General features: G+C 30.4%; 27 protein-coding genes. 8 read left to right on the top strand and 19 right to left on the bottom strand.

Annotated elements, in window-relative coordinates; genetic code table 11:
- Nucleotides 1-62: 62 nt before the first annotated feature.
- Entirely contained in the window at nucleotides 63-449 is a 387-nt protein-coding gene (locus MED152_RS11835; protein WP_015482126.1) for a nucleoside triphosphate pyrophosphohydrolase family protein, read from the bottom strand.
- 149 nt (nucleotides 450-598) lie between these two features.
- Here MED152_RS11835 and MED152_RS11830 point away from each other — a divergent pair, with 149 nt between their 5' ends.
- Nucleotides 599-805, top strand: coding sequence for a hypothetical protein (locus tag MED152_RS11830; protein WP_015482125.1), 207 nt, complete (start codon nucleotides 599-601; stop codon nucleotides 803-805).
- Here MED152_RS11830 and MED152_RS11825 read toward each other — a convergent pair.
- The 3 genes from MED152_RS11825 to MED152_RS11815 are packed head-to-tail and all read right to left on the bottom strand — an operon-like array spanning nucleotide 802 to nucleotide 3,467.
- A complete protein-coding gene (locus MED152_RS11825; RefSeq protein ID WP_015482124.1) occupies nucleotides 802-1,560 on the bottom strand; it encodes a hypothetical protein in 759 nt (252 codons plus the stop codon). The genes MED152_RS11830 and MED152_RS11825 overlap by 4 nt on opposite strands.
- A complete protein-coding gene (locus MED152_RS11820) occupies nucleotides 1,560-2,117 on the bottom strand; it encodes a DNA-3-methyladenine glycosylase I (RefSeq protein WP_015482123.1) in 558 nt (185 codons plus the stop codon). Before MED152_RS11820 ends, MED152_RS11825 begins: the two co-directional genes overlap by 1 nt.
- The gene (locus tag MED152_RS11815) at nucleotides 2,118-3,467 is read right to left on the bottom strand and encodes a M24 family metallopeptidase (protein ID WP_015482122.1); all 1,350 of its coding nucleotides are present in this window, start codon (nucleotides 3,465-3,467) and stop codon (nucleotides 2,118-2,120) included.
- Between the two features lie 102 nt (nucleotides 3,468-3,569).
- On the opposite strand from MED152_RS11815, the gene MED152_RS11810 reads away from it, so the two are divergent.
- Nucleotides 3,570-4,001 carry a DUF6146 family protein gene (locus MED152_RS11810; protein ID WP_041384022.1) on the top strand — a complete coding sequence of 144 codons (432 nt, stop codon included), beginning with the start codon at nucleotides 3,570-3,572 and terminating at the stop codon, nucleotides 3,999-4,001.
- On the opposite strand, the gene MED152_RS11805 is transcribed toward MED152_RS11810, so the two are convergent.
- Complete coding sequence (locus MED152_RS11805) at nucleotides 3,994-4,488, bottom strand: dihydrofolate reductase (protein WP_015482120.1); 495 nt, start codon at nucleotides 4,486-4,488, stop codon at nucleotides 3,994-3,996. The genes MED152_RS11810 and MED152_RS11805 overlap by 8 nt on opposite strands.
- A 301-nt stretch (nucleotides 4,489-4,789) precedes the next feature.
- Here MED152_RS11805 and MED152_RS11800 point away from each other — a divergent pair, with 301 nt between their 5' ends.
- Entirely contained in the window at nucleotides 4,790-5,086 is a 297-nt protein-coding gene (locus MED152_RS11800) for an isoamylase early set domain-containing protein (protein WP_015482119.1), read from the top strand.
- Between the two features lie 70 nt (nucleotides 5,087-5,156).
- On the opposite strand, the gene MED152_RS11795 is transcribed toward MED152_RS11800, so the two are convergent.
- From MED152_RS11795 to MED152_RS11770, 6 genes are all read right to left on the bottom strand, one after another.
- Nucleotides 5,157-5,981: a thymidylate synthase gene (locus tag MED152_RS11795; protein ID WP_015482118.1), complete on the bottom strand. Its 825-nt coding sequence runs from the start codon at nucleotides 5,979-5,981 to the stop codon at nucleotides 5,157-5,159.
- 133 nt (nucleotides 5,982-6,114) lie between these two features.
- Nucleotides 6,115-7,518, bottom strand: a complete 1,404-nt coding sequence (locus MED152_RS11790; protein ID WP_041383656.1) for a NupC/NupG family nucleoside CNT transporter — start codon at nucleotides 7,516-7,518, stop codon at nucleotides 6,115-6,117.
- 17 nt (nucleotides 7,519-7,535) lie between these two features.
- On the bottom strand, nucleotides 7,536-8,147 hold the full coding sequence (locus MED152_RS11785) for a bifunctional nuclease family protein (RefSeq protein WP_015482116.1): 612 nt from the start codon (nucleotides 8,145-8,147) through the stop codon (nucleotides 7,536-7,538).
- A 162-nt stretch (nucleotides 8,148-8,309) separates the two neighbouring features.
- Nucleotides 8,310-9,269, bottom strand: a complete 960-nt coding sequence (locus MED152_RS11780) for an electron transfer flavoprotein subunit alpha/FixB family protein (RefSeq protein WP_015482115.1) — start codon at nucleotides 9,267-9,269, stop codon at nucleotides 8,310-8,312.
- 103 nt (nucleotides 9,270-9,372) lie between these two features.
- Nucleotides 9,373-10,119 (bottom strand): electron transfer flavoprotein subunit beta/FixA family protein, encoded by a 747-nt coding sequence (locus MED152_RS11775; RefSeq protein WP_015482114.1) that lies wholly within the window; start codon nucleotides 10,117-10,119, stop codon nucleotides 9,373-9,375.
- 148 nt (nucleotides 10,120-10,267) lie between these two features.
- The gene (locus tag MED152_RS11770; RefSeq protein WP_015482113.1) at nucleotides 10,268-11,050 is read right to left on the bottom strand and encodes a polysaccharide lyase family 7 protein; all 783 of its coding nucleotides are present in this window, start codon (nucleotides 11,048-11,050) and stop codon (nucleotides 10,268-10,270) included.
- 207 nt (nucleotides 11,051-11,257) lie between these two features.
- On the opposite strand from MED152_RS11770, the gene MED152_RS11765 reads away from it, so the two are divergent.
- The 4 genes from MED152_RS11765 to MED152_RS11750 all read left to right on the top strand — a co-directional run bounded on the left by MED152_RS11765 (nucleotide 11,258) and on the right by MED152_RS11750 (nucleotide 16,563).
- Complete coding sequence (locus MED152_RS11765) at nucleotides 11,258-12,235, top strand: pyruvate dehydrogenase complex E1 component subunit beta (RefSeq protein WP_015482112.1); 978 nt, start codon at nucleotides 11,258-11,260, stop codon at nucleotides 12,233-12,235.
- A gap of 164 nt (nucleotides 12,236-12,399) precedes the next feature.
- On the top strand, nucleotides 12,400-12,927 hold the full coding sequence (locus MED152_RS11760) for an inorganic diphosphatase (RefSeq protein ID WP_015482111.1): 528 nt from the start codon (nucleotides 12,400-12,402) through the stop codon (nucleotides 12,925-12,927).
- A 122-nt stretch (nucleotides 12,928-13,049) separates the two neighbouring features.
- A complete protein-coding gene (locus tag MED152_RS11755) occupies nucleotides 13,050-15,482 on the top strand; it encodes a sodium-translocating pyrophosphatase (protein WP_015482110.1) in 2,433 nt (810 codons plus the stop codon).
- A 79-nt stretch (nucleotides 15,483-15,561) separates the two neighbouring features.
- A complete protein-coding gene (locus MED152_RS11750; protein WP_015482109.1) occupies nucleotides 15,562-16,563 on the top strand; it encodes an App1 family protein in 1,002 nt (333 codons plus the stop codon).
- 61 nt (nucleotides 16,564-16,624) lie between these two features.
- Here MED152_RS11750 and MED152_RS13645 read toward each other — a convergent pair whose 3' ends face one another.
- The 4 genes from MED152_RS13645 to MED152_RS11730 form a co-directional block, all read right to left on the bottom strand.
- Nucleotides 16,625-16,786 carry a DUF1328 family protein gene (locus tag MED152_RS13645; RefSeq protein ID WP_015482108.1) on the bottom strand — a complete coding sequence of 54 codons (162 nt, stop codon included), beginning with the start codon at nucleotides 16,784-16,786 and terminating at the stop codon, nucleotides 16,625-16,627.
- Nucleotides 16,787-16,971: 185 nt separating this feature from the next.
- Complete coding sequence (locus MED152_RS11740; RefSeq protein ID WP_015482107.1) at nucleotides 16,972-17,421, bottom strand: PA2169 family four-helix-bundle protein; 450 nt, start codon at nucleotides 17,419-17,421, stop codon at nucleotides 16,972-16,974.
- Between the two features lie 158 nt (nucleotides 17,422-17,579).
- Entirely contained in the window at nucleotides 17,580-18,665 is a 1,086-nt protein-coding gene (locus MED152_RS11735; RefSeq protein ID WP_015482106.1) for a DNA topoisomerase IB, read from the bottom strand.
- Between the two features lie 3 nt (nucleotides 18,666-18,668).
- Nucleotides 18,669-19,103, bottom strand: a complete 435-nt coding sequence (locus MED152_RS11730) for a hemerythrin domain-containing protein (protein ID WP_015482105.1) — start codon at nucleotides 19,101-19,103, stop codon at nucleotides 18,669-18,671.
- A gap of 167 nt (nucleotides 19,104-19,270) precedes the next feature.
- Here MED152_RS11730 and MED152_RS11725 point away from each other — a divergent pair, with 167 nt between their 5' ends.
- Entirely contained in the window at nucleotides 19,271-20,296 is a 1,026-nt protein-coding gene (locus MED152_RS11725) for an AraC family transcriptional regulator (protein ID WP_015482104.1), read from the top strand.
- Between the two features lie 59 nt (nucleotides 20,297-20,355).
- Here the strand turns inward: MED152_RS11725 and MED152_RS11720 are convergent, their stop codons facing one another.
- From MED152_RS11720 to MED152_RS11705, 4 genes are read right to left on the bottom strand one after another with little or no spacing between them, the layout of a single operon-like run.
- Entirely contained in the window at nucleotides 20,356-20,940 is a 585-nt protein-coding gene (locus MED152_RS11720) for a hypothetical protein (RefSeq protein WP_015482103.1), read from the bottom strand.
- A 24-nt stretch (nucleotides 20,941-20,964) separates the two neighbouring features.
- Nucleotides 20,965-21,165, bottom strand: a complete 201-nt coding sequence (locus tag MED152_RS11715) for a DUF6327 family protein (protein ID WP_015482102.1) — start codon at nucleotides 21,163-21,165, stop codon at nucleotides 20,965-20,967.
- Nucleotides 21,166-21,175: 10 nt separating this feature from the next.
- Nucleotides 21,176-21,571, bottom strand: coding sequence for a hypothetical protein (locus MED152_RS11710; protein ID WP_015482101.1), 396 nt, complete (start codon nucleotides 21,569-21,571; stop codon nucleotides 21,176-21,178).
- 5 nt (nucleotides 21,572-21,576) lie between these two features.
- Nucleotides 21,577-21,933, bottom strand: a complete 357-nt coding sequence (locus tag MED152_RS11705; protein WP_015482100.1) for a YtxH domain-containing protein — start codon at nucleotides 21,931-21,933, stop codon at nucleotides 21,577-21,579.
- Nucleotides 21,934-22,023 lie beyond the last annotated feature (90 nt).

Genomic DNA, 22,023 nt, shown 5'->3' with positions numbered 1-22,023 from the left:
TAACAAAAAAGCATCAATTTTAATTGATGCTTTTTTGTTTTTATGAAGTGAAAATTTAATTTTTATTTTTCTAAAATGGCTTTTATATTAGGTCTAAAATAATTTGGGCCTTTTAAAACTTTACCATCTTCTCTATAAATCGGTTCTCCATCTTCACCCAATTTACTCATATTAGAATTTTGAATTTCGTTAAAGACCTCTTCTATTTTATCTTGCATTCCATGCTCAATTATGGTACCACATAAAATATATAACATATCTCCTAAAGCATCTGCAACCTCTACTAAATCATTATTTTTGGCAGCTTCTAAATATTCTTCATTTTCCTCTTTCATTAATTCATAACGTAGTTTTTTTCTATCCTCAGAAATATCTACAGTAGGTGAATTTTGAATGTTTAATTTAAATGCACTGTGAAATGCATGTACAGCTGCTATTTTATTTTTCATTTTAAAAGATTGTTTTAAAGTTCTATACCTTTAAAGGTTAAGAATTGGTATATAATTTTGTAATTTTGCAAGTAACAATATAGAAATTCTAATTCAGATAAGAAGAGCTAAATTGTGTATTATTTATAAAACTTATAAAGATAAACCTCATGATTTTCAATGCTTACTTTACAACTGGCAGAATTATGTTTATGATATTTTTTGTGTTAGCTTTTGGGATCTTAATTTACCTAAGCTACAAGAAAGATACAGGTAATCATAATCGTTATTATAAAGGTGCTGGAAAAAAAGTATTAATTTATGGTGGACTTATCATTGTTATTTTTACAGCAATAAGGTTAATTTTTGGTAATTAATCTTTTCTAAATCTTCTTTTTAAACGTTTCCAAGCTTTGTTATTTACTTGAATGTAAATAAAGAAACAACTAATATCTAACAAGAAATAAAATAAACTTATTCCACTTGGAGGATTATTACTTGGTAAAAAGTCGAAAACACCAAATGCAGTTTCTGGCCATTTCCAACAGCCAAAAGCAGTACCACCTATTTCTAAAATAGCGACTAAAATATACATTGAGTAAAAAAACAACCTGTCTTTAGGTCTTTTTAAAAGTAAAAGAAACACACAAACGGTCATTACAAAACCAAAGACATCTGTAAAAAAAGCCAAGTAAATAGTTGCAAAAACACCAATTGCAATTGCAAACAATTGCTCTATAGCTTTATGATGTTTTCTAACCACAGAAGCTTTACTAAACATAAAAATTCTACCATACAAAGCAGCATGGCCAATAGGTACATATAATGGTACATTCTCTAGCCTGTAAGTATACATTCCTAAGAGTCTAGAGAAAAAATATTCACCTAAAAAACCCAGAATTACAGCATAAATCATTAATTCTTTTACTCTAGGTGTAGATCTAAAATACATTTTAAAAAACCCAGCAAGCATTAAGATGTTTATCCAAATTTGTGAATCTGAAACATGTTCTGCAAAATAGATACTATCAAAAAACAGCACAAATACGAAAAACACAAATCGACCAATTTCTCTATTAAAAATTGAAATGATCTCTTTTAAATCTTGCTTAGGAACCTGTAAAATTTGCATTAATTAGGATATTTAAAACAGTGCTTAGTATGATCATTAACCATACCTATTGCTTGCATAAATGCATAAACCACTGTTGAACCTACAAATTTAAAACCTTTTTTCTTTAAAGCTTTAGAAATTTGATCTGATAATTCTGTAGTAGCAGGTACTTCTTGTTTATTATGAAATTTATTAATTATAGGCTCATGATTAACAAATCTCCATATATATTTAGAGAAAGAGCCATATTCTTTTTGAACCTCTATAAATAATTGAGCATTGGTTATGGCACTTCTAATTTTAAGTTTATTTCTTATAATACCCGAATTTTGAAGTAACTCATTGTATTTAGATTCTGGATATTTAGCAATTTTATGATAATCGAAATTATCAAAAGCTGCTCTAAAATTCTCTCTTTTGTTTAAAATGGTTATCCAACTTAAACCAGCTTGAAAGGTTTCTAAAAGCAGAAATTCAAACAAAGTTTCATCATCATAAACAGGAACTCCCCACTCAAAATCATGATAATCTTGATATAATTTACTATCAGTTACCCAAAAACAACGTTGTTTCATTTAGTCGATTTTAATTGGCTTAATTGCTGTCTGTCTTTCGTTCACATATCTAAAAACATCATCACCAAAAAAACCAGCTTCCTCTAACATTATTCTAATGTCTTTATTCCACTCATTAATAAAAACAGTGGTGTTTAATTCAATTGCATAAGCTGTATTTTTTTGAAGAGGGTAATCTCCATTAAAAGGCACACCATTCTGAGAGTCCCACATACCAATTGTAGTTCCAGCACTGTGCCCATATTTACCTAAAGGATGTGTATAAATTGATGGTCTTAAACCTTCTGCTTTACCTTGTTGTAGCGAGTTTGCTAAAATTTGATTTCCTGTAAGGCCAGCTTTCATATTAGTCGTCAAAATATCTTGCACTCTATTTCCTTGCACAAAGGCTTCCTTTAAAAAGTCAGGTACTTCTTTTTCATCTTCTTTTAAAACATAGGCATGTTGCTGACAATCTGTGTTTAAACCAATATAAGTAATACCAAAATCGCAATGCAATAAATCTCCTTTCTGAATTATTTTTTCATCTTTAGCTTTAGAAAAAGATTCAATATGAGAATTTAGAGCTTCATTATTTCTTTGCACATCTATAGTTGGATGAAACCAAGTCTCTAAGCCCAAATCTGTTACTTTCTGTCTTAAAAACCAAACTACATCTTCAGTAGACGTTTTACCTGGCTGAATGGTTTTATTAGAAAAAGCTTCATCAATAATATCATGTGTTATTTTTACAAGTTTTTGAAACAGTTCCATTTCTTTTTTGGTTCTTGTCTCAATCCAAGCAATACCCAATTTTTCTGCAGAAACGAATTTAGAAGTAATCGAGGTTGGCATTGCTGCGTTCAATTCATCAAAATCGGTTTTTACCAAACCATCTGCTAAGGCAAAATGTGTAGAATAATTAAGTCCTATTTTATTAGGATTTCTTTCTGAAATAATTTTTTCTAAAGCTTTCCATTGATTTGGTTCCTCTTCTTTATTCCAGGCCGATTTTATACTTTTTCCAATATCATACCTAGCAACTGCCAATCTTTCTAGAGTATTATTTTCTTTATCTCTATAAAACACAATGATGGTTCTTCTCCTAGCATTTAACCAAGTTGCAGGCAGCATGGTTTTTAAAACTGGGTCTTCATTATACTCTCTAGAAATTAACAGCCACATATCTAAATCAGCCTTGTCCATTAATTCTGGTAATAAATTGGTAAACCTATCTTCTAATAATTCATCTTTTAAGCTAGCCCTATCTTGCTCATTTAAAATATTGTAATCAGTTTTTTCAACTACTTTGTTTTGATTGCACGAACTAAAAAATATAAAAATTGATGCTAAAATTAGACAGTGTTTCATGAGGTAAATTTATTTTCTTAAAATTAATATTTAAAGCTGTAAATTGAAGTGATTTTATTAGATATTTTTAATTGAGATTAAAAAATGGTATCTTTAAGAACTATGAAGTTTATAAAAAACCTTTTCTTATTTGCCTTTATTAGCACACTAATCTATGCTTGTGGTTCATCGTCTTTAAATAATATTGAAGTAGAGAAGGAAGAACCTGTAGTAATTGCCAATGATAGTTTAGAATATGAGATTATCATTATAGATCCAGGTTTTACAACCTTTTTAAACTCAATAGCGCAACCAGAAGGATTTTATTCTCAGAAATATATGGAAGCTAGAAATAGAGCTTGGGTACTTACTTGGAATCAAAGAGCGCAAAATTCATTTCAGTTTAACCCAAATATTTACGAAAACATTATAGACTATCAACAAACAATAGACTATGGTTATGAAGTAAATTATAAGCTTTTCAACTACTTTATATTTGCACAAAGAAAATATAAAATGAGTTTAGGAGGTGGATTTAGAGCTAGAATTAATTAGCTATTTTTTTATACCTAATAAAACTGTAATCGAACTTATTTTTTTCATCAGCAATAAAATCTTCCCTTTCTACTCTTCTCCAAACTGTAGGATCAATTTCAGGGAAATAAACATCTGCTTCAAATTCATGATGTACTAAAGTAATATCTAAAGCATCAGCAAAATCGTGTTTCATCGCATATTCATAGACTTGAGCACCACCAATAATAAAGATTTGATCATCATCATGTGCCATTTCTAAGGCTTGCTCTACACTATTTGCAATCAAACAACCCTCTTGCACATATTCTTCGTTTTTAGTGATAATTATGGTTATTCTATTTGGTAAAGGTCTACCTATAGATTCAAAAGTATTTCTACCCATTAATATATGATGCCCAGTTGTAACTTTTTTAAATCGTTTTAAATCTGCAGGTAAATGCCAAATTAAATCGTTGTTTTTACCAAGTGCATTATTCTTTGCAATTGCTGCTATAATTGTAATCATATACTAGAATGGTTTAAAACAAAAATAATCTAAAAAGACAGTTTAAACTGCCGTTTTTGTAGTTTTTTCAAGAGAATTGCAAAAGCACGAATACGTTTTCGAAGTAAAATTACTGATTATCAGCACTTAAGAAAGTATTTTTATTTTAAGACTCTTTTAATATTAAGGTCATATATTTCCTAAATATTAATTTTATTAACTCTCATTTTATTAAAGTGATAAAACTTTGGGCTTAACGTAAATTTAATTTGTACTTAAAAACTACTTGTATAAATTTACCACATAATTTAATCTGATAATTATGTCTATTAAAAAGAAATTTTTGAAAACAAAACCAGTATGTAAGGTAACATTTACTTTACCAGCTGAAGATGCAAAAACTGCAGCAGTTGTAGGTAACTTTAACGAGTGGAATACAGAAGCAACGCCATTAAAGAAATTAAAAAACGGTTCTTTTAAAGGAACTGTAGATTTAGAGGCTGGTAATTCTTACGAATTTAGGTATCTAGTTGATGGTAAGTATTTAAATGATCAAGAAGCAGATGCTTTTGCTTGGAACGATTATGCTAATGCAGAGAACAGCGTTTTAAGCTTATAATATATATCACTATGAAAAACAAAAAGAGCCTTCAAATTTAATTGAAGGCTCTTTTTGTTTTAAATGTATATTATACTGCAACCTTACCCTTAATATGAGGATGAGGATTATAGTCTTGCAATTCAAAATCATCAAAAGTAAAATCTTCGATATTTGTAATTGCAGTATTTAATTTCATTTTTGGTAAAGGTCTAATATCTCTAGACAATTGCAGCTCTAATTGCTCTACATGATTATTGTAAATATGAGCATCTCCAAAAGTGTGAATAAATTCACCTGCCTCATAACCACATACCTGTGCCATCATCATTGTAAACAATGCGTATGAAGCTATATTAAAAGGCACACCTAAAAATATATCTGCACTTCTTTGGTATAATTGACAAGATAATTTACCATCTGAAACATAAAATTGAAAAAAGGCATGACAAGGAGGTAAAGCAGCTTTACCATTCGCTACATTTTCTGAAAATGATTTAGAAGTATCTGGCAATACTGATGGATTCCATGCAGAAACTAACATTCTTCTTGAGTTTGGGTTTGATTTTAAAGTAGCAATAACTTCTTTTAATTGGTCTACTTCATCACTATTCCAATTACGCCACTGATGCCCATAAACAGGACCTAAATCTCCATTTTCATCTGCCCATTCATTCCAAATTCTAACACCATTTTCTTGCAAATATTTTACATTAGTGTCTCCTTTAATAAACCATAATAGTTCATAAACAATACTTTTTAAATGCAGCTTTTTGGTGGTAACCATTGGGAAACCTTCACTTAAATCAAAACGCATTTGATACCCAAAAACACTTTTAGTACCTGTTCCTGTTCTATCTCCTTTTTCATTTCCGTTTTCTAAAACGTGCTTTACTAAATCATGATACTGCTTCATATTCTTTTATCGACTTTGTGTAAAAATATAAAAAGCTTCAACTATAAAGGTTGAAGCTTTTTAAAAAATGTATAAAAGTTATTAACTAATTGAAGATAAAAAATCAACTTATTAGTAAATTATAAATTTAAATTTAACCAATAATCATACCTGCAATAGTTGCAGACATTAAAGATGCTATTGTACCACCTATTAGTGCTTTTACACCAAATTCTGATAAGGTTTTTCTTTGACTTGGTGCTAAAGAACCAATACCACCAATTTGAATACCAATTGAAGCAAAATTTGCAAAGCCACAAAGCATGTAAGTAGCCATAATTATAGATTTGTTAAAGGTTAAATGTGTAGCACTTGCAACGTCTTTTAACTCCGCTAATTGAATGTATCCTACAAATTCACTTGCTGCTAATTTTATGCCTAAAAGTTGGCCCATTAAAGCCATGTCTTCAGAAGCCACACCTATCATCCACATTAAAGGTGCAAACAAATATCCTAAAATTGCTTCTAGAGAAAAACTGTCATAAGCTGTGTTTGCGGCCATCCAAGAATTTAATGTTGTAATATCACCTACCCAACCTAAAATTCCGTTTATCATTGCAATTACAGCAACAAATACTAAAAGCATTGCTCCAACATTTACAGCTAATCGTAAACCTTCTGTAGTACCGTTTGCAATAGCGTCTAAAATATTAGACCCTATTTTTTCTTGAGATACTGTAACATCTGTATTCACTGCCTCTGTTTGCGGATATAAAATTTTAGAAATTACAATTGCACCAGGAGCTGCCATTACTGAAGCTGCTAATAAGTGCTTTGCAAATATTAATTCTAAAGTCTTATCTCCACCTCCTAAAAAGCCTATGTAAGCTGCCAATACTGCACCAGCAACTGTGGCCATTCCTCCAATCATTACCAACAACATTTCAGACCTATTCATTTTATCTAAATACGCTTTAATTAATAATGGAGCTTCTGTTTGTCCTAAAAATATATTTCCGGCTACAGATAAACTTTCCATTCCAGAAATACCTAATATTTTACTCAAAGCCAAGGCTAACAATTTTACCACCTTCTGAATAATACCTAAGTAGAATAACAATGATGTTAAAGCTGAAAAGAAAATGATTGTAGGTAAAACTTGAAAAGCAAAAATATAACCAAAGGTATTAACATCACCCACCATTCCTGAAAACAAAAATTCACTACCTGCTTTTGTATATTCTAAAATCTCAATAAAAATTCCGCCAATAAATTCAAAAACCTTTTGAATAAAAACAACTTTTAAAACCCCAATTGCAATAAGTAACTGAATTGATAAACCAATCCCTACTTTTTTCCAATCGATTGCTTTTTTATTACTGCTAAACAAGAAAGCAATTACTATTAAAGAAAACATTCCTAAAACTCCTCTCCAAAGACTGTTAAAAGAAAAACCTTGACTTGGAATAATTTCAGCGGTTGCAACCACAGCTTCTGTATTCTGCGAAAAAATTGACATTGAGAAAATACAGAAAAATACAATAAGTATTTTTTTCATAATATAGATCTAAGGTTTTAAGAGCGCTTGCTAATTTCGTCTCTAATGGTTGCAGCTAATTCGTAATTTTCATCAGCAACTGCAGTATCTAGTTGCTGGTTTAATTCTTTTAAAGACAAGTCTGCATAATTCACTTTATCTTCCTCCTCTAACTCAAATGTAGTTGAACTTTCTTGCTTTGGCTCTAAATTATTTTCAATAGCAAGTTCTTCTTCTACCTTTAAATAGATACCAGCTTTATCTAAGATGTTTTCATAAGTATAAATAGGTGCATCAAAACGAACTGCAATTGCAATTGCATCTGAAGTACGTGTATCTATAACTTCTTCTTTACCATCTCTAACACAGATTAAACTAGAAAAGAATACACCATCTACAAGTTTGTGAATAATTACTTCTTTTATAGTAATATCAAAAGTGTCTGAAAAGGTCTTGAATAAATCGTGAGTTAGTGGTCTTGGTGGTCTAATTTCTGTTTCTAAAGCTATGGCTATAGATTGTGCTTCAAAGGCACCAATAATAATAGGTAAAGTTCTTGTTCCTTCTATCTCACTCAAAACCAATGCATAAGCACCACTTTGTGTTTGACTGTAAGAAATTCCTTTAATAGTAAGTAGTATTAAACTCATATATCAATCAACATAAATAAAAAAAGCTTTAAAGCCCTTTTTAAGAGGGCACAATTTAATAAAAATAATAGATTGAGAACTTTTATTTTATGAGTTTTTATAAAAAGTAAAAACCTACTAAAAATATAGTAGGTTTTTGAATGAACTTTATATTATAATAAATTAAGATGCTTGTTTAAAAGCTTTTAATTTCTCTATTAAAGTTGGTACAACTTCAAAAGCATCACCAACAATACCATAATCTGCTGCTTTAAAGAAAGGAGCTTCTGGGTCTGTATTGATAACCACTTTTACTTTAGAAGCGTTAATACCTGCTAAATGCTGAATTGCTCCAGAAATACCAATAGCGATATACAAGTTAGAAGCAACTGGTTTACCTGTTTGACCTACGTGTTCTCCATGAGGTCTCCATCCTAAATCTGAAACTGGTTTAGAACATGCAGTTGCTGCGCCTAAAACATCAGCTAACTCCTCTACCATTCCCCAATTTTCTGGCCCCTTCAATCCTCTACCTGCAGAAACTACAACCTCTGCATCTGCTATGGTTACCTTACCTGTAACTCTTTCTAATTTCTCTGAAGTAACACCTGTTTCTGCAATTGTAGCATCGAAACTTTCTGTTGAACCAGAAACTACATTCTCATGAACTCCGTAAGAATTTTTTGCAACTCCTATTATCTTAATATCTGTTGCAATTACTGTATTACTAAAACCTTTGTTCGAAAAAGCTTTTCTTTTTACAGTAAATGGTGCTGTTGAGCTTGGTACTTCAACAACATTAGATGCATAACCTGCATTTAATGCAACTGCTAACAATGGTGCAGCACTCAAAGTATCAATACTTGAATCTAATACTACAACAGAAGCTCCTGTAGAAGAAGCAGCTTGTTCAATTACAGATGCATATTGTTTTGCATTAAATGTGTTTAGAGCATCATTAGTTACAGAAAGTACTTTTTCTGCTCCATAAGTGTATAACTCTTCGTTGTTATTAGCGTTTATTGTTACAGCAACAACATTAGTACCTAATTGTTCAGCAACTTTTTTTGCATAAGAAACTACTTCAAATGCACTTTTTTTAAATTTTCCTTCTGTTGAATCTGCGAAAACTAAAACTGACATATATTTTAAGTTTTATATGTTGAATTCTTTATTTCAAAGGATAAAAAATCAACAAGATTAATTTTTATTTTTTCCGATTTTAAAACTTCGGATAATTTTATGATTAAATTACTTTAGCTTCATTATGCAACAAGTTAATTAACTCATCTACATTGTCTGCATCAATTAATTTAACTGCACCTTTTGGCGCTGGTTTTTCAAAAGATTGAATAGATGTTGCAGCTTCTGCAGATACAGGCTCTACTGCATTTAAAGGTTTTTTACGAGCCATCATAATTCCACGCATATTAGGTATACGTAAATCTTTCTCTTCTACAATTCCTTTTTGACCACCAACTACTAAAGGTAAAGATGTACTTAACGTTTCATTACCACCATCAATTTCTCTCACTGCAGTTACAGACGTACCTTCTACTTCCATACCAACACAACCATTAACGAAATTAAAATCTACTAAAGCAGCTAACATTCCAGGAACCATACCTCCATTATAATCAATTGATTCTCTACCTGCTAAAACTAAATCATATCCTCCAGATTTAACAACTTCTGCCAATTCTTTAGCAACAGATAAACCATCTGTAGCTTCTGCATTTACACGTATAGCATCATCTGCACCAATTGCTAAAGCTTTACGTAAAGTAGGCTCTGTAGTTGCATTACCAACATTAACAACAGTTACACTTGCGCCTTGCTTCTCTTTAAACCACATTGCTCTTGTTAAACTGAACTCATCATAAGGATTGATTACAAATTGTACTCCATTCGTATCGAATTTTGTATCTCCTTCTGTAAAATTAATCTTAGAAGTAGTATCAGGAACGTGACTAATACAAACCAATATTTTCATAAAATCTATTATTTATCATTATTAACTTCAACAAAATTAAGGCTTTTTTTTAAAAAATACTATGCATGCATAATAAATTTTTTGTTAAAAAAAGAAATCTGTTAAGTTTCTAATGTAAATTTTAGCAATTTCTTAAATAAGAGGAGGTTTATTTATAAATAAACGCAATCTGATCATAAGAGACTTTAGTTTTAGGCCCAGCAACTTGAGTGTATGCTCCAGCCTTAAAATAGAAATTACCATCCATGGTTTTCCATAAATCACTTACACTATAAGTAATAATTCTTGTTTTATTTTTTGTGAGATTTTTAATAGCTACAGCTACTTCATCTCCATTTCCAAGAATTTCAATAATACATTCAATTTTATCTTTTTCACTAAAAGAAGTAAAGAAATCATTTTCTACATCACCCTCATTTTTTATATAGCTCTCTGTAACCACAACCCTAATTTCACTACCTCCAGCAATTTCTACTCTTAACAAAGGTCTTTTAACGCCCTTTTTGTCATTATGTATTTGACCAATAGTTACCCCTTTATTCATTCTGGCATCTGGCACATTCTCAAAAGTGGCTATAAAGTGCATTGCACTTTTAGAATTTAAAGCTAGATCTTTCTCTTGTCTAATTTCGGTTCTGTCGCTTTTTTGTCCTGGAGAGATTAATATCATTTTACCTTTTTCTACAAAAAAGTAATCTGTATTGCATTGTTCTTCTGCTTTTTTCAAATCGAGTTTTGTTTTTCCTTGATTTGTATAATAATGCAGTTTTGCATCATTTAAAGCAGCTTGAAATTTTGGAAGATCACCAGGTTTTATTTTGCAATCCAAATCTTTATCACTCTGACCTGAAATTTGAATGAAATTAAAAATGGATAAAACAATTAACAAACCCATTTTTTTCTTATTCAAAATAATATTTAAAAACTTCATTTTATATTTTATTAGCTGGCTTAATTTTTTTCTCAATTTAAAGATACCATATTTTCTAAAGAATTATTCCATAATTAATAAAGTTTGCAAGCATTCTTATCAATTTGTTGCGTTCTCTATAATTCTATAGATATCAATAAAAGTTGTAGTTTGTTTACATCAAAATTTCTTACTTTTGTTTTTGATTTTAATATACGCTAAAAACAAATGAAAACAGTTCAATTTAGAGAAGCTATTTGCGAAGCAATGAGCGAAGAAATGCGCAGAGATGAGAGCATTTATTTAATGGGTGAAGAAGTTGCTGAATATAATGGTGCCTACAAAGCAAGTAAAGGTATGCTAGATGAGTTTGGTGCAAAAAGAGTTATTGATACTCCTATTGCTGAACTTGGTTTTGCAGGTGTTGCAATTGGTTCTGCCATGAATGGTAATAGACCTATTGTAGAATACATGACATTTAATTTCTCTTTGGTTGGAATTGATCAAATTATAAATAATGCTGCCAAAATTAGACAAATGTCTGGTGGTCAGTTCAATTGCCCTATTGTTTTTAGAGGACCTACAGCTTCTGCTGGTCAATTAGGTGCAACACACTCTCAAGCTTTTGAAAACTGGTTTGCAAACACACCTGGTTTAAAAGTAATTGTACCATCTAATCCTTATGATGCAAAAGGTTTATTAAAAGCTGCAATTAGAGATGATGATCCAGTAATTTTTATGGAGTCTGAGCAGATGTATGGTGATAAAATGGAAATTCCTGAAGGAGAATACATTATTCCTATTGGAGTTGCAGACATTAAAAGAGAAGGTACAGATGTAACTATTGTATCTTTTGGTAAAATTATTAAGGAAGCTTATAAAGCTGCTGATGAGTTAGCAAAAGAAAATATTTCTGTAGAAATAATCGATTTAAGAACTGTTAGACCAATGGATCATGCAGCGATTTTAACATCGGTTAAAAAGACAAATAGACTAGTTGTTTTAGAAGAGGCATGGCCATTTGCAAGTGTTGCTTCAGAAATAACATATAGAATTCAGGATGAAGCATTCGATTATTTAGATGCACCTATCAAGAGAATTACAACTGCAGACACTCCTGCTCCTTATTCTCCTGTATTATTAGAAAAATGGATTCCTAATCACGAAGACGTTATAAAAGCGGTTAAAGAAGTTATGTATATTTAACTTTAATAACATCTCAATATTTAAAACCTTTTTGATTTTTTCAAAAAGGTTTTTTTCTGCCCTAAACCGAAAACCTTTGCGTAAAATTAACACTGCAAATACTTCCTTTAAACTAGTACTTTCACTACTTTTGCATTAATTATAATATATATTGAAGAATAATTATGAGCGAAAATAAATCATTAACTTTTGATGTTTTAATTGAGATTCCTAAAGGAAGTAGGAATAAATATGAATACGACTTTACCCTGAATAAAATACGTTTTGATAGAATGTTATTCTCATCTATGATGTATCCTGGAGATTATGGATTTATTCCAGAAACTTTAGCTTTAGATTCAGACCCATTAGATATATTAGTTTTAGGTCATCAACCAACTTACCCAATGGTTGTTATGGAAGTAAGACCAATTGGAGTATTTTACATGACTGATGAAAAAGGACCGGATGAAAAAATTATTTGTGTTCCTGTATCAGATCCTATATGGAGTAAGAAAAGAGATATTTCTGATATAAACCCTCACAGACTTAAAGAAATTGAACACTTTTTTCAAGTATACAAAGACTTAGAAGAGAAAAAAGTAGACACAGGTGGTTGGGGTAATGCAGAAGATGCTATTAGAATTTACCATGAGTGTATAGAGCGTTATGACAATAGTGAACACAAAAAGAAACGCACTTTTACCATATAATTATCATATTGATAAAATATCTTATAAATTATAAACCATCTTTTAATTAAAGGTGGTTTTTTTTATCACATTGATTTTCCTATTTTAGCCACCGTTTTAAACTAATCAAATTTAAATAGTATATGGAATTAATGATTTGGATGCCAATTGTATTGGCTATTTTAGGTTTAATCTACATGTGGATTAAACAATCTTGGGTAATGAAACAAGATGCAGGAGATGGTAAGATGAAAGAAATTTCAGATTACATTTATGAAGGAGCTTTGGCGTTTTTAAGTGCTGAGTATAAACTATTAGCCATTTTTGTTTTTGTTGTGAGTTTAGCACTTGCAGCAGTTTCGTTTATTGTACCAACAACACACATTCTAATTGTAGTCGCTTTTATTTTTGGAGCTATTTTCTCTGCGTTTGCAGGTAATATAGGTATGAAAATTGCAACAAAAACAAATGTTAGAACTACACAAGCAGCAAGAACTAGCTTGCCAAATGCTTTAAAAATATCTTTTGGTGGAGGTACAGTTATGGGCTTAGGAGTTGCTGGTTTAGCAGTCTTAGGTTTAACTGCTTTCTTTATATTTTTCTTCTATTTCTTTATGGATAGTACATGGACCAATACAATGGATATGACTATTGTATTAGAAACTTTAGCTGGTTTTTCTCTTGGAGCAGAATCAATTGCATTGTTTGCCAGAGTTGGTGGTGGTATTTATACCAAAGCTGCAGATGTTGGGGCTGATTTAGTTGGTAAAGTTGAAGCTGGAATTCCAGAAGATGATCCAAGAAACCCAGCAACTATTGCAGATAATGTAGGTGATAATGTAGGTGATGTAGCAGGTATGGGTGCAGATTTATTTGGTTCTTACGTTGCAACAGTATTAGCAGCCATGGTTTTAGGAAACTATGTTATAAAAGATATGGGCGGTTCTATTACTGACGCTTTTGGTGGTATTGGTCCAATTTTATTACCAATGGCAATTGCAGGAGCAGGAATTATAATCTCTATTATTGGTACTTTATTAGTAAAAATTAGTTCTAATAATGCAAAAGAAGCACAAGTAATGGGTGCTTTAAATAAAGGTAACTGGACATCTATTGTCTTAGTAGGTTTATCTTGTTATGGTTTAGTTACTTGGATGTTACCAGAAACTATGACAATGGAATTCTTTGGAGAAGGATTACAAGAAATTTCTTCGATGCGTGTATTTTATGCAACACTCGTAGGTTTAGTGGTTGGTGCTGTTATATCATCAGTAACTGAATATTATACAGGGTTGGGTAAATCTCCAATATTAAAAATTGTACAACAATCTTCTACAGGAGCAGGAACTAACATTATTGCTGGTTTAGCTACAGGTATGATTTCTACTTTTCCATCAGTATTACTGTTTGCTGGGGCAATTTGGGCTTCTTATGCTTTTGCTGGTTTTTACGGAGTTGCTTTAGCAGCTTCAGCAATGATGGCTACAACTGCTATGCAATTAGCTATTGATGCTTTTGGACCAATTTCTGATAATGCAGGTGGTATTGCAGAAATGAGCGAACAAGAACCAATTGTAAGAGAAAGAACGGATATTTTAGATTCTGTAGGTAATACAACTGCTGCAACTGGTAAAGGATTTGCTATCGCTTCTGCTGCCTTAACTTCATTAGCACTTTTTGCTGCTTACGTTACCTTTACAGGTATTGACGGAATTAACATTTTTAAAGCACCTGTTTTAGCGATGTTATTTGTTGGTGGTATGGTGCCTGTTGTATTTTCTGCATTAGCAATGAATGCTGTAGGTAAAGCTGCAATGGAAATGGTGCAAGAAGTAAGAAGACAATTCAAAGCTATTCCTGGTATTATGGAAGGTACAGGAAAACCTGAATACGATAAATGTGTTGCTATTTCAACACAAGCCTCATTAAAGGAAATGATGTTACCTGGTTTATTGACCATAGGTTTCCCATTAATTATTGCATTTGTACCACTTTTATTTGGTATGGATAATTTAGCAATAGCTGAAATGCTAGGTGGTTATATGGCTGGAGTTACTGTTTCTGGTGTACTTTGGGCAATATTCCAAAATAATGCAGGTGGTGCTTGGGACAATGCTAAAAAATCTTTCGAAGCAGGTGTAGAAATCAATGGAGAAATGACGTATAAAGGTTCAGATGCTCACAAAGCAGCTGTAACTGGAGATACTGTTGGAGATCCTTTTAAGGATACTTCAGGTCCATCAATGAATATTTTAATTAAACTTACCTGTTTAATTGGTTTGGTTATTGCTCCAATTTTAGGTGGACATTCAGACGATGCAAATGCAAACGAAATTAGAAAAGAAGTTAAAGTAGAAATTACTTCTTCTAATGCTGATGATTTAGTTGCTGCAACAATTGTTACTACAAAAACAGTTGATGGTAAAAGCGTAACCACTTCAGAAAAATTTAATGGAACTTTAGAAGAAATTGAGGCTAAAGCTGAAGAAGCTGGTAAAATTGTTTCTATGGATGTTAAAAAAAATAAAGAAACAAAAACAAAAGAAGTTAAAATTATTATTAACGATAAAGACTAATTCTTGCGTTATTGAGTTAAAAAAAGCCACATTTAGATGTGGCTTTTTTTATGCAGTATATGTACCTTTAAAACAAAAAATGTCAATATTTTCGAAAGATCCATTACAAATTATAGTGTTTCAAAGCTATGGAACTCATAATCACTTTTATGCCAGAGGCAGGGCTTTAGAAGATGAGAATATTTCGTTAGAAAGAAAAGGTGTTCTAGGGCTTCTGGTAAACTCGTATAAACGTTTTGAAAGCGATGAAATAAAAAACACATCTCTTACTCTTACTTTACCAAATCATCAAGAAATCAAAACCAAAACAGATAATGATGGCTATTTTTTAGTAGATGAAAAAATTGATAACCTTAGTGCATTAACAACTTCAGAAGGCTGGTTGAAATACACTATTTCATTTACAAACACCAACATCAAACATAAGATTAACAATAACAATATTTTTGAGGGTGAAGTTTTAATACCATCTGCCAAAGCAAATTTTGGAGTTATTAGCGATATTGATGATACCATTTTACATACAGGTGTTGTCTCTAAACTAAAGTGGAAATTATTAATTAACACATTATTTAAATCACCTTACAACAGAAAAGCCTTAGAAGGAGCTTCAGAGTTTTATAGTTTACTACATTCAGGAAAATCGGGTAATGATGCTAATCCGTTTTTTTATGTAAGCCACAGTCCTTGGAATATGTATCGTTATTTAGAATATTTTTTAACGAAAAACAATTTTCCTAAGGGAGCTATTTTATTGCGTACAATGAGAAATATCTTTTCTAAGAAAAAAGATGATAAACCTCAAAAGCAAAAGGAGATTATAAATATTTTAAAAACTTATACAGATTTACCATTCATTTTAATTGGTGATGCTGGTGAGCATGATGCAGATATTTATATGGAAACAGTTACACAATTTCCAAACAGAATTAAGGCCATTTATGTAAGAAGCGTTAGTAAAGATAAAAACAATGAACGTATTAAGAACTTGGTAAAAAATTATACAGACACTACTTTTTTACTAGTAAATGATAGTAATGAAGCCATAGCCCATGCTAAAAAACACCATTTTATAGCATAAAAAAACTACTTAATCTAATGATTAAGTAGTTTATACTTTTTCTTTTTCTTTATATATTTATCTATACTTTTTTTCTTCCAGTAATTAATGATATTAAGAAAAGAATAATAAACACAACAAATACAATTTTAGCTATTCCAGCTGCTGCACCTGCTATTCCACCAAAGCCCAAGACTCCAGCAATTAATGCGATTATTATAAAAATGATTGCCCAACGTAACATAGTTTAAAGTTTTTTAGTTAATATTAAATAGTTGCTATAACTATCTCTCTTACAGTAAAATTAACTCTTTTATATAGAGATTTTTAACTCTTATAAAGCTAATTTTAACTCAAATAAGGTGGATATAAAACAAGAAAAAGGTTGCCTTTTCAGGCAACCTAAATCAATCAACCAACCTTAAATCTCTAGTGTAAATCTTCTAAAGATTTAATATTTTCCAATCCTATTTGGATTTTATTTTTCTGTGCTTCTAATACTGTTTTTGTACTACTTGGTAATGTAGTTTCATTTAAAACTTCATCATAATCATCAATAGCTGTTTTTTCACCTCTAATTGATTCTTCTAACATAGATTCTTCGTTATCTAATGACAACATTGCTTTTATATCCATCCAAGCCCTGTGTGCGGTTCCTGTTAAACTTCCACCTTTATCTACTTCTTGATTAAAAGATTTAATTTCTTCTTTTAACTCATGTCCAAAATTATATCTCTCTTTGGCTTTTGATGTAAAATAGTTTTTTAATGCTGGGTTACTAATATTATCAGCTGCGTTTTTAAAACCTTTTTCAGCATCATATGTTCTTTCTAATAATCCGTTTAATTTTTTTCCAACTTCTTCTGTATAAGTACTCATTTCATTTAAATTTTACGTGATTGTTCAACTTGTTTAAAGATGCTGAACAGTTTACATCTTGCAATTTTTTGCTTTCTTTTTCTTACACTACAAAGATATAAGCTTTAAAGGGTTTGTCTTTGTTCATTCGAAATTGAACTTGACTCATATGATATTTGTTAGATATCAATTACAGGATTATAATCTTCTAATAAAGTCATCATTGCTTTTTCTGAATGTGAAAAATTGGTGTAAATTTTCTTATCATTTTCTACTTGCTTAAAATAAGTGTTGATACTAGAGTCCTCATAGGTTTTTAGAATATGGGGATGTATGTAATATTTACGAGAAACATTTCTGGTGTTTCCTAATTCCTTAGCTACAACATCTATTGCTTGTAGCCTATTTTTCTTATTTTGATTTTCTTCTTTCTCAATTCCAAAATCCATTAGAGTATTAAAAGCAATTAAAGATGCAGACCACGTTCTAAAATCTTTGGCCGTAAATAATTCTCCACATAAATTGTGAATGTATTCATTAACAGAACTGCTGTCTATTTCCTTTTTGATTCCATCTTCATCATAATACTGAAAGAGCTTCCAGCCAGGAATTTCTTGACATTGATTCACCAACTTAATTAGCTTCTTATTCCTTAATGTAATTTTATGTTCTTTACCTCTTTTACCAACAAATTCAAACCTTATTTTGTTATTCTCTTTGGTAAGATGCTTTGTTCTTAAAGTTGTAATGCCATAGGTTTTATTGCGCTTTGCATATTGAGTGTTACCAATTCTTATATGAGTTTCTTCAAGTAATTTTACAATTAAAGCCAAAACTTTGTTTTTAGTCCAAGTAGGTTGTTCTAAATCCTTATTTACTTTACTTCTAATTTTTGGTAGATTCTTTCCAAAATCTATCATTTTAATAAACTTGGTTTTGTTTCTTACAGCATTCCATTTAGAATGATATCTGTATTGTTTTCTACCTTTTGCATCTCTGCCCACAGCTTGTAAATGCCCATTATCTAAATCAGAAATTCTAACTTTTTTCCACATTGGAGGTATCACCAAAGTTTGAATTCTTTTCAGTACATTTTGATCTGACACAAAAGCACCTGCTTTTTGATAAGCAAAGGTTTTGCCTTTCTTAACACGATTTATAGATAAATTAAAATCATTTACATAAACCAAATCAAAGTACTCTAAAAAGTCTTCTGGCTTGGTGAAAATATTTTTTACAAGAGATTTATCTATAACTTTTATCATGTACTATAAATTTTGCTCCATATAATTTGTATAGTCCTTTGCTAATGATGTTTTCTCTTTTTCAGTAAATACTTTACCTGCCAATTGAAAAAACACCTGTTCTTCATCTTCTAAATGATGTTCTACTTTTTCTTTTAATTGTTTGGCAAATTTTAGCCAAGCAGATGAGTCATAATCTGTATCATCTAACTTTTCTATCAATTCATCAATTTCATGATGTTCTGCAATTCCATGTCTCGCTTTTTCTTGCATCATGTCATTACTAATTAAGGGCTTGTAAAAATGTCTTTCTTCTGCATCTGCATGTACTTCTAATTCCTTTTTTAAAGCCTTATAAATTTCATCTCTCTTTTTAGAATCGCCTGAAGTGTCTACTAACTTGTCTAAAAGATCTCTTTGAGTGTCATGATCTTTTCTAATTTGTTCAAAAATATTCATAGTGGTTTTTTTTTATTGATTTACTCAAAAATAAATTCTTCAGCAGGTTTTTATTAACGCATTTCAACTAAATATTAATCGAATCAGGCATGTGCATTTAATTTTAAACTACCTTTACTGATATTTGTTTTTCATTTAAATTTAGACAAACACTAGACATAAATATTATGATAAATGTTGAAATTAATGCTGATGGTCCTATAGACTTTTTAGAGCAATTACAAGAGGCTATTGGTGGCGAAATTACTGAAAGATGGAGCGAATTTGTACTTACCATAAATAATGAAAATGCGATAGGATCTATTAGATATATACCCTTTGACTGGGGTGTGAATCTTTTAGATTTTAATATTAAATTTCACAAAGAATTATTTCTTCATATTCAATCTCAAGAAGATTTTAATCCTATTCGATTTATTTATCCTTCCCTTGGAAGTTTAAAACATAAATTCGGCATTCATAATACCATCAAAGAAGTTGGGCAATTTCAATCTTTAATTTTCACCAATAAAGATGGTGGTTATAATGATATTATTTTTCCCAAAGATGAAAAGTTAGAAATCAATATCATACAGATTGTTAGAAAACAATTTTTGAAAAAAAGAACTACAAATGTCTCAACACTAAACACACAACTTTATGAAGTTTTTGTAGATACAGATCATGAAAATAGATTTTCTAGTTATGGAACATTAAATCTTAAAATGGCAGATTTGATTAATGGAATGCATAAAATAAAAGCCAAAGGCATGTTGCGAATTCTAAAAATTGAAGCTAGAATTTATGAGATTTTGTCTATGCATATTCAACAACACAACAGAATTTTATCTGGTACAAAGTTACCAGAAGGTATCAACAAGAGCGATTTAAAAATTGTGCGAAAAATTGGTAATGCTATTTTAAAAAATCCTGCCAAGGAATATTCTTTAAATCAGCTTTCATTTAAATCTGGTTTAACTCAAGCCAAATTGCAAGAAGGTTTTAAGTATTTATATAAACGAACAGTAACAGAATATATTAGACATGTGCGTTTGGAGAGTGCCAGAGATATGCTTAAAAACTCTGATTTAAATATTTCTCAAATCGTTTATAGTATAGGGTTTAGTAGCCGAAGTTATTTTTCTAAAATTTTTAAAGAAAAATATAATATTACACCCAACAGTTTTAAAAAAAAATTAAAAAAAGTAGCGTAATAAAAAAGCCTTGATATTATAAAATATCAAGGCTTTAAAATCAACCAACCATTATAAAATTATTTGGTATAGATAACTTTATAATCATTTCCTAATTTTTCGTTTAAGGTATTCATGTCTGAATAGTACTTGTATTTTGTGTTAAATACTCTATCTGGTCTTTCACCAATAACATAGTATTTTACATTCATATCTGGAGCATTTAAAGTAACTTGATCAGATACTCTAATTTTTTTATCGCCTAAACTTGTTGTCATTTCTTCTAATTCAGAAATTACAATTAGGTTGTTATTCATTGCTCTAATTTCTTTAATTTCAATAGCATGTTCCTTATCTGAAACCTCTGCTTCTACCATTAAAGTTTGTTCTTCTTTTTCGCCATCTACATCATCTGGCATTTCTACATCTACATAAGGTACTTCTACCTCAACCTCCTCCATTACTACAACTACTTTTGGTACTGTTACCATTTTTGTTGTTGTACCTACATTAACTTCTGCCCAGTCTACATCAAAAGCTGGTAATTGCCCTGCTTCTGTATCAATATCTACATCTACTTCTGGTAATTTCGTTTTCTTAGTTTGGTCTACATCACAACTTACTAATACAGCAGCTGTCATGATTGTCATAATTACTTTTTTCATAATATTTTTTTTGTTTAATTAATTTTATTTAAAAAATTTCTTAACTAATAATAAAGCTCCATACTTTCCTAAAAATTTCAAAGCACCTCCCAAAATATTCATAGGTTTTAAGGTTTCTTCAAAATCTTGTTTTACTCCTTTTAATTCTTGATAAGCAATTTGCCTTTCTAAGCTTAAAACCTTCAGGTCATATTCTATTTGCTCGAAGTTTTGGTATGATTTCATTATTAATGTTTTAGTTTGATTTGTTTTTAACTATTTCTTTAGGTGTCAAGCTATCTTCTGCACTAAAGAACTTATCTGCAAAAGTGGTAATTACAGCTTTGTTTATTTTCTTTCTTAGAAGAAAAGCAATAAATGCAAATATTAAGAATATTAAGAAAATACTTAAAAATCCTAAAGGCATACTATTTAAAGCGCTACCTATTGCTAAAGCTCCTGAAATAGATAAAAATAATATTGAGATTAAAAACAAGATTCCAATAACAAACACCTTAGCCAATAAAGCTATATTAGAGGTAAGCAAATGAAAAGTCTTAAGTTTTATATACTTGTATGAAGTTTCTGAATATCTTTTTGCTATGTCTATAGTACTATCTGAAGTGCTATTTTTAGTTTCTTGATTGAACATCTATATTATACAGTTTGATTAAATTTATCTTCTAAATCCTCTACCGTATTTTTTTGTAGATGCTTATTTTTCTCTTTTAATTCACTCAATTTTCTTTCTAGTGTAGTAATTACATCTTCAGCTTTATAGCTAACATTAGACATTACACTTTCTAACTGAGTTTCTAAATTATGTTTTTGATTAGATACTGTAGAACTCACTTGGCTTTTAACTTCTTCTGCAGTTTCTGCAAGTTTATCTTTAGCCACTAAAGCTTCAGCCATTAATTTCTTTCTAGTTTCTTCTCCTTTATCAGGAGCATATAAAATACCTAAAATACTACCTACTGCAGCACCTAATACAAAATTTGATAAATTACTCATGGTTTTTGATTTTTTTAATTGTTCAACTTATTTTTTGTGCTTAATCAAACACACTACAAAGATATCTTAGAGCCACACTTTAACTTAACT

Origin of the sequence: Polaribacter sp. MED152, assembly GCF_000152945.2 — a bacterium.
Lineage (GTDB): Bacteria > Bacteroidota > Bacteroidia > Flavobacteriales > Flavobacteriaceae > Polaribacter.
This window is presented reverse-complemented; position numbering and strand designations above follow the sequence as displayed.

What these genes read in the sequence shown, in the direction of transcription:
- MED152_RS11835 (WP_015482126.1), bottom strand. Translation starts at nt 449, where the DNA reads ATGAAAAATAAAATAGCAGCTGTACATGCATTTCACAGTGCATTTAAA.
- MED152_RS11830 (WP_015482125.1), top strand. Translation starts at nt 599, where the DNA reads ATGATTTTCAATGCTTACTTTACAACTGGCAGAATTATGTTTATGATA.
- MED152_RS11825 (WP_015482124.1), bottom strand. Translation starts at nt 1,560, where the DNA reads ATGCAAATTTTACAGGTTCCTAAGCAAGATTTAAAAGAGATCATTTCA.
- MED152_RS11820 (WP_015482123.1), bottom strand. Translation starts at nt 2,117, where the DNA reads ATGAAACAACGTTGTTTTTGGGTAACTGATAGTAAATTATATCAAGAT.
- MED152_RS11815 (WP_015482122.1), bottom strand. Translation starts at nt 3,467, where the DNA reads ATGAAACACTGTCTAATTTTAGCATCAATTTTTATATTTTTTAGTTCG.
- MED152_RS11810 (WP_041384022.1), top strand. Translation starts at nt 3,570, where the DNA reads ATGAAGTTTATAAAAAACCTTTTCTTATTTGCCTTTATTAGCACACTA.
- MED152_RS11805 (WP_015482120.1), bottom strand. Translation starts at nt 4,488, where the DNA reads ATGATTACAATTATAGCAGCAATTGCAAAGAATAATGCACTTGGTAAA.
- MED152_RS11800 (WP_015482119.1), top strand. Translation starts at nt 4,790, where the DNA reads ATGTCTATTAAAAAGAAATTTTTGAAAACAAAACCAGTATGTAAGGTA.
- MED152_RS11795 (WP_015482118.1), bottom strand. Translation starts at nt 5,981, where the DNA reads ATGAAGCAGTATCATGATTTAGTAAAGCACGTTTTAGAAAACGGAAAT.
- MED152_RS11790 (WP_041383656.1), bottom strand. Translation starts at nt 7,518, where the DNA reads ATGAAAAAAATACTTATTGTATTTTTCTGTATTTTCTCAATGTCAATT.
- MED152_RS11785 (WP_015482116.1), bottom strand. Translation starts at nt 8,147, where the DNA reads ATGAGTTTAATACTACTTACTATTAAAGGAATTTCTTACAGTCAAACA.
- MED152_RS11780 (WP_015482115.1), bottom strand. Translation starts at nt 9,269, where the DNA reads ATGTCAGTTTTAGTTTTCGCAGATTCAACAGAAGGAAAATTTAAAAAA.
- MED152_RS11775 (WP_015482114.1), bottom strand. Translation starts at nt 10,119, where the DNA reads ATGAAAATATTGGTTTGTATTAGTCACGTTCCTGATACTACTTCTAAG.
- MED152_RS11770 (WP_015482113.1), bottom strand. Translation starts at nt 11,050, where the DNA reads ATGAAGTTTTTAAATATTATTTTGAATAAGAAAAAAATGGGTTTGTTA.
- MED152_RS11765 (WP_015482112.1), top strand. Translation starts at nt 11,258, where the DNA reads ATGAAAACAGTTCAATTTAGAGAAGCTATTTGCGAAGCAATGAGCGAA.
- MED152_RS11760 (WP_015482111.1), top strand. Translation starts at nt 12,400, where the DNA reads ATGAGCGAAAATAAATCATTAACTTTTGATGTTTTAATTGAGATTCCT.
- MED152_RS11755 (WP_015482110.1), top strand. Translation starts at nt 13,050, where the DNA reads ATGGAATTAATGATTTGGATGCCAATTGTATTGGCTATTTTAGGTTTA.
- MED152_RS11750 (WP_015482109.1), top strand. Translation starts at nt 15,562, where the DNA reads ATGTCAATATTTTCGAAAGATCCATTACAAATTATAGTGTTTCAAAGC.
- MED152_RS13645 (WP_015482108.1), bottom strand. Translation starts at nt 16,786, where the DNA reads ATGTTACGTTGGGCAATCATTTTTATAATAATCGCATTAATTGCTGGA.
- MED152_RS11740 (WP_015482107.1), bottom strand. Translation starts at nt 17,421, where the DNA reads ATGAGTACTTATACAGAAGAAGTTGGAAAAAAATTAAACGGATTATTA.
- MED152_RS11735 (WP_015482106.1), bottom strand. Translation starts at nt 18,665, where the DNA reads ATGATAAAAGTTATAGATAAATCTCTTGTAAAAAATATTTTCACCAAG.
- MED152_RS11730 (WP_015482105.1), bottom strand. Translation starts at nt 19,103, where the DNA reads ATGAATATTTTTGAACAAATTAGAAAAGATCATGACACTCAAAGAGAT.
- MED152_RS11725 (WP_015482104.1), top strand. Translation starts at nt 19,271, where the DNA reads ATGATAAATGTTGAAATTAATGCTGATGGTCCTATAGACTTTTTAGAG.
- MED152_RS11720 (WP_015482103.1), bottom strand. Translation starts at nt 20,940, where the DNA reads ATGAAAAAAGTAATTATGACAATCATGACAGCTGCTGTATTAGTAAGT.
- MED152_RS11715 (WP_015482102.1), bottom strand. Translation starts at nt 21,165, where the DNA reads ATGAAATCATACCAAAACTTCGAGCAAATAGAATATGACCTGAAGGTT.
- MED152_RS11710 (WP_015482101.1), bottom strand. Translation starts at nt 21,571, where the DNA reads ATGTTCAATCAAGAAACTAAAAATAGCACTTCAGATAGTACTATAGAC.
- MED152_RS11705 (WP_015482100.1), bottom strand. Translation starts at nt 21,933, where the DNA reads ATGAGTAATTTATCAAATTTTGTATTAGGTGCTGCAGTAGGTAGTATT.